At 74.4% G+C, this 7,966-nt stretch carries 6 protein-coding genes and 3 tRNA genes; 7 read left to right on the forward strand and 2 right to left on the reverse strand.

Annotated features, from left to right (window positions below):
* A partial coding sequence (locus DZF91_RS31835) for an AraC family ligand binding domain-containing protein (protein ID WP_199487035.1) occupies positions 1-460 on the reverse strand: 460 nt, incomplete at its 3' end.
* Positions 461-621: 161 nt separating this feature from the next.
* Between DZF91_RS31835 and DZF91_RS31840 the strand changes: the two genes are divergently transcribed.
* Positions 622-1,785: an MFS transporter gene (locus tag DZF91_RS31840; protein ID WP_117360769.1), complete on the forward strand. Its 1,164-nt coding sequence runs from the start codon at positions 622-624 to the stop codon at positions 1,783-1,785.
* Between the two features lie 44 nt (positions 1,786-1,829).
* Here DZF91_RS31840 and DZF91_RS31845 read toward each other — a convergent pair whose 3' ends face one another.
* Positions 1,830-2,711 carry a LysR family transcriptional regulator gene (locus DZF91_RS31845; RefSeq protein ID WP_117360770.1) on the reverse strand — a complete coding sequence of 294 codons (882 nt, stop codon included), beginning with the start codon at positions 2,709-2,711 and terminating at the stop codon, positions 1,830-1,832.
* A gap of 82 nt (positions 2,712-2,793) precedes the next feature.
* Here DZF91_RS31845 and DZF91_RS31850 point away from each other — a divergent pair, with 82 nt between their 5' ends.
* The 6 genes from DZF91_RS31850 to DZF91_RS31875 all read left to right on the forward strand — a co-directional run bounded on the left by DZF91_RS31850 (position 2,794) and on the right by DZF91_RS31875 (position 7,845).
* A complete protein-coding gene (locus DZF91_RS31850; protein WP_117360771.1) occupies positions 2,794-3,633 on the forward strand; it encodes an oxidoreductase in 840 nt (279 codons plus the stop codon).
* A 182-nt stretch (positions 3,634-3,815) separates the two neighbouring features.
* Entirely contained in the window at positions 3,816-5,732 is a 1,917-nt protein-coding gene (locus DZF91_RS31855) for a glycoside hydrolase family 3 protein (protein WP_235834708.1), read from the forward strand.
* 374 nt (positions 5,733-6,106) lie between these two features.
* The gene (locus tag DZF91_RS31860; RefSeq protein ID WP_117360772.1) at positions 6,107-7,363 is read left to right on the forward strand and encodes an MFS transporter; all 1,257 of its coding nucleotides are present in this window, start codon (positions 6,107-6,109) and stop codon (positions 7,361-7,363) included.
* A gap of 208 nt (positions 7,364-7,571) precedes the next feature.
* Positions 7,572-7,656: transfer RNA gene (locus DZF91_RS31865), tRNA-Ser, on the forward strand.
* A 5-nt stretch (positions 7,657-7,661) separates the two neighbouring features.
* A tRNA-Met gene (locus DZF91_RS31870) sits at positions 7,662-7,734 on the forward strand.
* 38 nt (positions 7,735-7,772) lie between these two features.
* Positions 7,773-7,845 (forward strand) — tRNA-Arg (locus DZF91_RS31875).
* Positions 7,846-7,966: the final 121 nt, after the last annotated feature.

Here is a 7,966-nt window from a genome sequence, read left to right on the forward strand (position 1 = left end):
CGGCGGGCACGTACGGGCCGGGCAGGCGCGGGGCGCGGCGCAGCCGGTCCAGCAGGACGGCCAGCAGCCGGGCCCGCTCGGCGCCGCCGTCGTCCGGTTCGGCCGAGAGCGCGAGGACCAGCTCGCGCAGCAGCGGATCGACCGCGACGACGGTGGGCGCGGAGAGGCGGCCGAACGGGTCGTCCGACGGGGGGATCCCGACCAGGCACAGGTCGGCGGCGCCGAACGCGCGGTGCTCGTGGACGACCCCGCCCGGCACCCACAGGCCGCGTCCGGGGAACGCGAGCCAGACGCCGGCCTCGGTCGTCACGGTGACGACACCGGAGCGGGCGTAGATGAGCTGCGGGTTGTCGTGCCGGTGCGCGCTCGCCCCCGCGCCCCGGCTCAGCGGCCGGATCCCCGTGGGCGCCTCCGGCAGGTGGCGCGTCGGGGAGGGGAGGGACGGGGGGACGTGCGGCATCGGTGGCTCCTCGGCGCGACGTCGGATGCGCGGCGTCGCGTTCGGGACGGTGACGGCGGGACGGGTGGCGGCGGTAGTGGGGCGGGAGGTGGCGGGTTCGCGGTACAGGATGGCGAGATGTCGGAAGCGCGACAAGGCGGGCGGCGGCGACGCTGGCGGGTATGAAGCGTTCGGTTCTGCTGCTGTCCGCCGGGCACTCGTGTGTGGACGTCTACCAGGGCGCGGTGCCCGCGATCGTCCCGTTCCTGGTGTCCGAGCGGCACTACGACTACGCGGCGGCGTCGGCGGTGGTGCTGGCGGCGACGCTGCTGTCCTCGGTCGTCCAGCCGGTGTTCGGGCTGCTCACGGACCGGTGGCGGATGCCGTGGCTGATCCCGGTGGCGATGCTGCTCGCCGGGTTCGGCATCGCGGCGGCCGGGACGTCGGGGGACCGGATGGCCGTCTGGACGCTCGTCGCGCTCTCCGGGCTCGGCGTGGCGGCGTACCATCCGGCGTCCGCGCGGCTGGCGCGGACCGTCACGCGCGGCGACCACACGGCGATGAGCTGGTTCTCGCTCGGCGGCAACGTCGGGTTCGCGGTCGCTCCGCTGCTGGTCACGCCCCTGCTCGCCGCGGGCGGGCTCGGCGCGACGCCGTGGCTTGCCGTCCCGGCCGTGGCGGGCGTGCTGATGACCGTGCCGGTGACGCGGACGCCGGCGCCCGCGCGCGGAGCGTCCGGCGCGTCACAGGGGCGGGACGACTGGGGGATGTTCGCGCGGCTGTCGCTGGTGGTGACGTTCCGGGCGGTGGCGTTCTTCGGCGTGAGCACGCTGCTCGCGGTGGTCGCGAAGCAGCGGATGGACGGCGGGTCCGCGGCGGGGGCGGCGGCGCTGTTCCTGCTGTTCGGCGGCGGCGCGGTCGGGACCGTCCTCGGCGGACGGCTGGCCGGGCGGTACGGGCGCGTCCGGTGCGCGAGGGCCGCGTACGCGCTCGCCGTGCCGTCCGTCGCGGGCGTCGCGTTCCTGCCCGGTCCGCTGCTGCTCCTCGGCGTCGCGGCGACGGCGGCCTGCCTGTTCGTGCCGTTCTCGCTCCAGGTCACGCTCGGCCAGGACTACCTGCCCGGACGCGTCGGAACGGCGGGCGGCGTCACCCTCGGCCTCGCGGTCAGCGTCGGCGGGGTGGTCAGCCCGGCGCTGGGCGCGCTCGCCGACGCGACCTCGCCGTCCACGGCGCTGGTCCCCGTGATCGCCGCGCCCGCGCTCGCCTGGACGGTCGCGCGCACCCTCCGCGAGCCCGAGCCCATCGAGACCGCCGCGTCCTCCCGTCCCGCCGAGGCCCCGGCGTAGCTCCGGCGCGTCCTCGTGAGCGCGTCGTCGAACCCTGGTGGTGGTCAGGACGGGGTGGCGATCAGATCGCGGACGACGCGGACGAAGGCGTCCGCCAAGGGGGTGGACGCCCGCCAGGCGAGGGCGACGCGGAGCGGCTCGACGTCGGTGAGCGGCACCCAGGCCAGGTCGGGACGGGAGTAGTAGTGGCCCATGCCGGCGGGCGCGAAGCAGATCGCGGCGCCGCCGGCGACCTGTTCGAGCATCTCCTCGACGTTGTCGTTGGTGGGGCCCCAGACGGGTGGCCGGCCGTCCGGGCGGGGGTTGACCGCCCACCAGTCGACCCAGGCCCGCGGCGCGCGCTCGGTCCACATGAGGGGTTCGTCCGCGACGTCCATGACCGACAGGCCGGGACGGGACGCCAGCGGGTGCCCGACCGGGAGGCCCACCACGCGCGGCTCGGTGTGGACGACCTCGGACCGCAGCCCGGACAGGTCGGCGGGCAGCCACGCGAACGCGACGTCCACCCGTCCGTCGCGGAGCGCGGCGACCTCGCCGCCCCAGTCGAAGCGTTTCGGCTCCACCCGGACGCCCGGGTTCCGCCGGACGAACTCGGCGCGGGCGCGGGTGGTCAGCTCGCCCGCGCCGGTCGCCTCGAACCCGACCCGCAGCACGCCCGAGAGCACGCGGCGGTGCCGTTCGGCGGCGGCGCGGACCCGGTCGGCGGCGGCGAGCGCCCGGCGGGCCTCGGCGATCACGTCGCGTCCGGCGGGGGTCGGGGTCATGCCGCCGGGGTGCCGGTCGAACAGGCGCACGCCGAGCTCCGACTCGAGGCGGCGCAGCGCGTACGAGAGGGCGGGCTGGCTGACGTACAGCGACGCGGCCGCGCGGCCGACGTTCCCCGCGTCCGCGATCGCGGCGAGGTAGCGCAGCTCTCTCAACTCCACGCAGGGATGATAAACGCGCTTTATGGCTTAGGTGATCTTCTGTCTTGGACGCGGCGGGACGCCCGGGTGGATAACAGTGCGCATGAGCGAACAGCGAGTGTGGTTGATCACGGGTGCGACGTCGGGGTTCGGGCGGGCGATCGCGGAGGCGGCCCTCGCGGCGGGCGACGTCGTGGTGGCGGCGGCGCGCCGTCCCGAGGCGCTGGACGACCTGGTGGCCGCGCATCCCGACCGGGTCCGGGCGGTCGCCCTGGACGTCACCGACCAGGCCGCCGCCGCGGGCGCGGTCGCCGAGGCGGTGCTGTGGCACGGCCGCGTGGACGTCCTGGTGAACAACGCGGGGCGCGGGCTGGTCGGGGCGGTCGAGGAGACGTCCGACCGGGAGCTCCGCGAGCAGATGGAACTGCACTTCTTCGGACCGGCGGCGCTGGTCCGGGCCGTCCTGCCGCACATGCGGCGGCAGGGGTCCGGCGCGATCGTGCAGATGAGCAGCATGGGCGGCCGGATGTCGTTCGCCGGCGTCGGCGCGTACTCGGCGAGCAAGCACGCCCTGGAGGGGCTGACCGTCGCGCTGGCGCAGGAGGTGGCCGCGTTCGGCGTCCGGACGCTGATCGTGGAGCCGGGCAGCTTCCGGACGTCCTTCGCCGGGACGGGCGCCCTGGCGCAGGCGGCGGAGATGCCGGAGTACGCCGACCTGGTGGGGCCGGTCCGCAGGAACCTGCCGGACAGCGACGGCAGGCAGCCGGGCGACCCGGCCAAGGCCGCCGCCGCGATCCTCGCCGCGCTGGACGCGGCCGAGACACCGCTGCGCCTGCCTCTCGGCAACGACGCGGTGGACGCGATCGAGGCGTCCCTCGCCCGCGACCGCGCGGACGCCGCCACCTGGGAGAAGGTGTCCCGCAGCACCGACTTCGAGGACTGAATTCCCCGGCGCCCCCGCCTCAACCACCCGCGTCGCCGGGCCAAGCCCGGCGGTGTGCGGGTGGGGGGCGGTGGGCGTCCGGATGCGGACGCGGCGGGTGGGAGGGGCTTGCCGGGGCCCGGTGATCGGCCTACCGTGCGCTTGTTGTCGGGGGCAACAAATTCGACCGCGCGGAGGCTCCCTTGCGCACCCTCACACCCCGGAACCGGCCCCGGTCCGCCCTGCGGACCCCGCCCCGATCCCTCCTGCTCGGCCTCGCGACCGCGCTCGGCGCGCTCGGGGCCACCGTCCTCCCGGCGGACGCCGCGCCCGTCCCCGGACACCTCCGGGAGCGGGCCGCCCCGGCGGACGCGCCCTACCTCGACGCCCGGCGGCCCGTCCGCGACCGCGTCGAGGACCTGCTCCGGCGGATGACGCTGGACGACAAGCTCGGCCAGATGACGCAGGCCGAGCGCGGCGGCGCGACCCCGGCCGACGTCACGGCCTACCGGCTCGGCTCGGTGCTGTCCGGCGGCGGCTCGGTGCCCGCCGAGAACACGCCGCGGGGCTGGGCGGACATGGTGGACGGCTACCAGCGCGGGGCCCTGGCCGCCCCGCTCCGCATCCCGATGATCTACGGCGCGGACGCCGTCCACGGCCACAACAACGTGTACGGCGCGACGATCTTCCCGCACGACATCGGCCTCGGCGCGACCCGCGACGCCGGGCTCGTGCGCCGGATCGGGCGGGCGACCGCCGAGGAGGTCGCGGGCACCGGCGTGCAGTGGACGTTCGCGCCCTGCCTGTGCGTGGTGCGCAACGACCGCTGGGGCCGCTCCTACGAGTCGTTCGGCGAGGTGCCGGAGCTGCCGTCCGCGATGACGACCGAGATCGTCGGGCTGCAGGGCGAGCGGCTCGGCGCGGGCCGGGCGTCCATCCTCGCCACCGCCAAGCACTACGTCGGCGACGGCGGGACGACCGGCGGCAAGGACCAGGGCGACACGCAGCTCTCCGAGGCCGAGCTGCGGAGGATCCACCTGCCGCCGTTCCGCGAGGCCGTGCGGCGCGGCGTGGGCTCGGTGATGGTCTCCTACAGCTCGTTCAACGGCGTGAAGATGCACGGAAACCGCTACCTGATCACCGACGTCCTGAAGCGCGAGCTGGGCTTCCGGGGCTTCGTGGTCAGCGACTACAACGGCATCGACCAGATCGGCGGCGGAACGCCCGGACTGACCCCCGAGCGCGTCACGGCGGCGGTCAACGCGGGCATCGACATGTTCATGCAGCCGTGGGACTGGAAGGAGTTCATCGCCACGCTGCGCGGTGAGGTCGCCAACGGGCACGTCCCGATGTCGCGGATCGACGACGCGAACCGCCGCATCCTCACGGTGAAGTTCCAGATGGGCCTGTTCGAGCACCCGTTCGCGGACCGTTCGTGGCAGCGCACCTTCGGGTCGGACGCGCACCGGGCGCTCGCGCGGCGGGCGGTGGCCGAGTCGCAGGTCGTGCTGAAGAACGCGGGGAACGTGCTGCCGCTGCCCCGGCACGGCGGGAAGATCTTCGTCGCGGGCAGGAACGCCGACGACATCGGCAACCAGACCGGCGGCTGGACGCTGACCTGGCAGGGCTCGTCCGGGCCGATCACCCCGGGCACCACGATCCTGCAGGGCATCCGGCGGACCGTCCGGCCGGGGACGACCGTCACCTACAGCAAGGACGGCACCGGGATCGACCGGTCCTACAAGGTCGCCGTCGCGGTGGTCGGGGAGACCCCGTACGCCGAGTTCATGGGCGACCGTCCGGACGGCATGGGCCTGGACGACCAGGACCTCGCCACCCTCGCCACGCTGCGCGCGTCGGGTGTCCCGGTCGTGGTGGTGCTGGTGTCGGGGCGTCCGCTGGACATCACCGCGCAGCTGCCGTCCTGGGCCGCGCTCGTCGAGGCGTGGCTGCCCGGGACCGAGGGGCAGGGCGTCGCGGACGTGCTGTTCGGAACCGTCCGGCCGACCGGGCGGCTGCCCGTCAGCTGGCCGCGTTCCGCGTCCCAGGAGCCGGTGAACAGGGGAGACGGAAAGTCCCCGTTGTTCCCTTACGGGTTCGGTCTCACCTATCGCCACTGAGTGGCCGGTAAAGGTCACATGTCCGGTTGCCCGTGTGCCGGGGAGTGATCACCGGTGATAGTGGAGCGGCTGAGTACAAAGGTGACCGAAGGGGCGGACAAGATGAAGAAAATCGTCATCCACAAGACCGGGCCGGTCGCGCTGCGCGGCACCGCGAGCGCCAAGCACGCGGGCTGAGGCCGCTGAGCGACACGGTCGACGACGGCCCGTCGGACGCCCAGCGCGTCCGGCGGGCCGCCGCACGCCGGACCACGGACGCGACCGGAGCGGGCGCGTCCGACGCCGACGCGTCCGGCGCGGGAGCCTCTGACACGGGCGGGCTCGAGGCGAAGGCGGCCGGGCCGGGGACGGGGAAAGCGGCGTCCCGGCGGGGGATGGGGGCACGGTACGAGCTGCTGTTCGCGGCCTACCTGACCTCCTCGTTCGGCAACTGGATCTACAAGGTGGCGCTGCCGCTGCTGGTCCTGCACCGCACCGGGTCGGCCCTCCAGACGGGGGCCGTCTACACGCTGGAGTACGCGCCGTTCCTGCTGCTGTCCATCCCGGGCGGTGTGCTCGCCGACCGCTTCCCGCGCCGGTGGGTGCTGGTCGCCGGGGACCTCGGCGCGGGCCTGGTCGCGGCGGCGCTGGCGCTCGTCGTGGTCGCGCACGGCCCCCTCTGGACGATCTACGCCGCCGCGTTCCTGCTGGCCTGCGCCGAGCCGGTCTACCACCCGGCGTTCCAGAGCGTCATCCCCGAGATCGCGCCGCCCGGACGGCTCGGCGCGGCCAACGCCCGCCTCTACGGCGGCGACAACCTGCTGAACCTGCTCGGCCCGGTCCTCGCCGGAGGGCTCGTCGCCCTCGTCGGACACGGGCCCACGATCCTCCTGGACGCCGCGACCTTCCTCGTCTCCGCCGGCCTGATCGCGCTGATGGGCCGTGTCCGCCCAGCACCGGGCCAGGTCCCGGAGGCGCCCGTCCCGGCGGCGCGGAGCCGGGTGCGGGACGAGATCCGCGAGGCGGCCCGGTACGCGGCGCGGCATCCGGCGCTGCGCGCGGGCGCGCTGCTGTTCGCGGCGAGCAACCTGCTGATCTGGTCCGTCCAGGCGAACTTCGTGTACTACGTCGCGGACTACCACGCGTACGGGCCCCCGCTGGTCGGGCTGATGGTCGGCCTCCAGGGCGCGGGCGCGCTGCTCGGCGCGACGCTCACCCACCGGCTGCTGTCGCGCGGGCGCGCGCCGGGGCGGCTGCTCGTCCTGATGCTGGGGTTGCAGGGCGGCGCGTTCCTGCTGCTGGTTCCGGCCCGGCACGTTCCCGACATCGGGGCGGCGTGGACGGCGGTGTTCCTCTGCGGCGCGGTCGTGAACGTCTCGTGGTTCACCCTCCGCCAGCAGATCACCCCGCCCGCGCTGCTCGGACGCGTCGTCGCGACCACCCGCATGGTCGCCTACTCGACCATTCCGCTGGGAACCCTCGCCGCGGGGACGCTCGAATCGTCGTTCCACGACATGTACGCCGTCTTCGCCGTCGTCGGATGCGCGCATATCGTGATGGCGTTCGCGGCGTCCCGGACGGCCCTGCCGAAAACCACCGGAAAAGCGCCCGTTACCGAGCCGGTCGAAAATCGGGTTGCGGACCCGGAATGAGTCCGGCAGAGTAATCCCCATCAGCAGCGGACGCCGTCCGCGAGAGAGGGGAGAGGGATCGTGCGACGCCATCACCGAATGCCGCACAGTCGTCGTCTCTCCGGTCTCGGGAGCGGTGTCCGACGGACGTGACCTGCGCGTCCTGACGTCCTTCACCGCCCGCGGGCCCGGAGCCCGGCGGGCGGTTCCGCGTTCCGGAGGCCGCCCGGGAGGGTTGGCCGAGTGGGAAGGCAGCGGCTTGCTAAGCCGTCGTCGGGGTTCTCCCCGCGCGAGTTCGAATCTCGCACCCTCCGCGCCGGGCGGATAGGAGAGCTGGTGCTCTCGGCGGCCTCATAAACCGTTCCAGGCGGGTTCGATTCCCGCATCCGCCACGCGTTCCGAGAAGTGTGCGCGAACAATTCCATATCGAGTCTCCGTGGCGCAGTGGAAAGCGCGTCGGGTTGCGGACCCGAAGGGCGCAGGTTCGAATCCTGCCGGAGACGCGGCTTCCATGGTGTGGTGGTCCGCACGCCGGGTCGTGGCCCCGGAGGTTCCGGTTCGACTCCGGATGGAGGCCCTCAGGGAGGCCGGCCGCCGAGTGGGGCGGCCGGCCTCCGAAACCCG

Source organism: Actinomadura logoneensis (assembly GCF_003428695.1).
GTDB classification, from domain to species: domain Bacteria; phylum Actinomycetota; class Actinomycetes; order Streptosporangiales; family Streptosporangiaceae; genus Spirillospora; species Spirillospora logoneensis.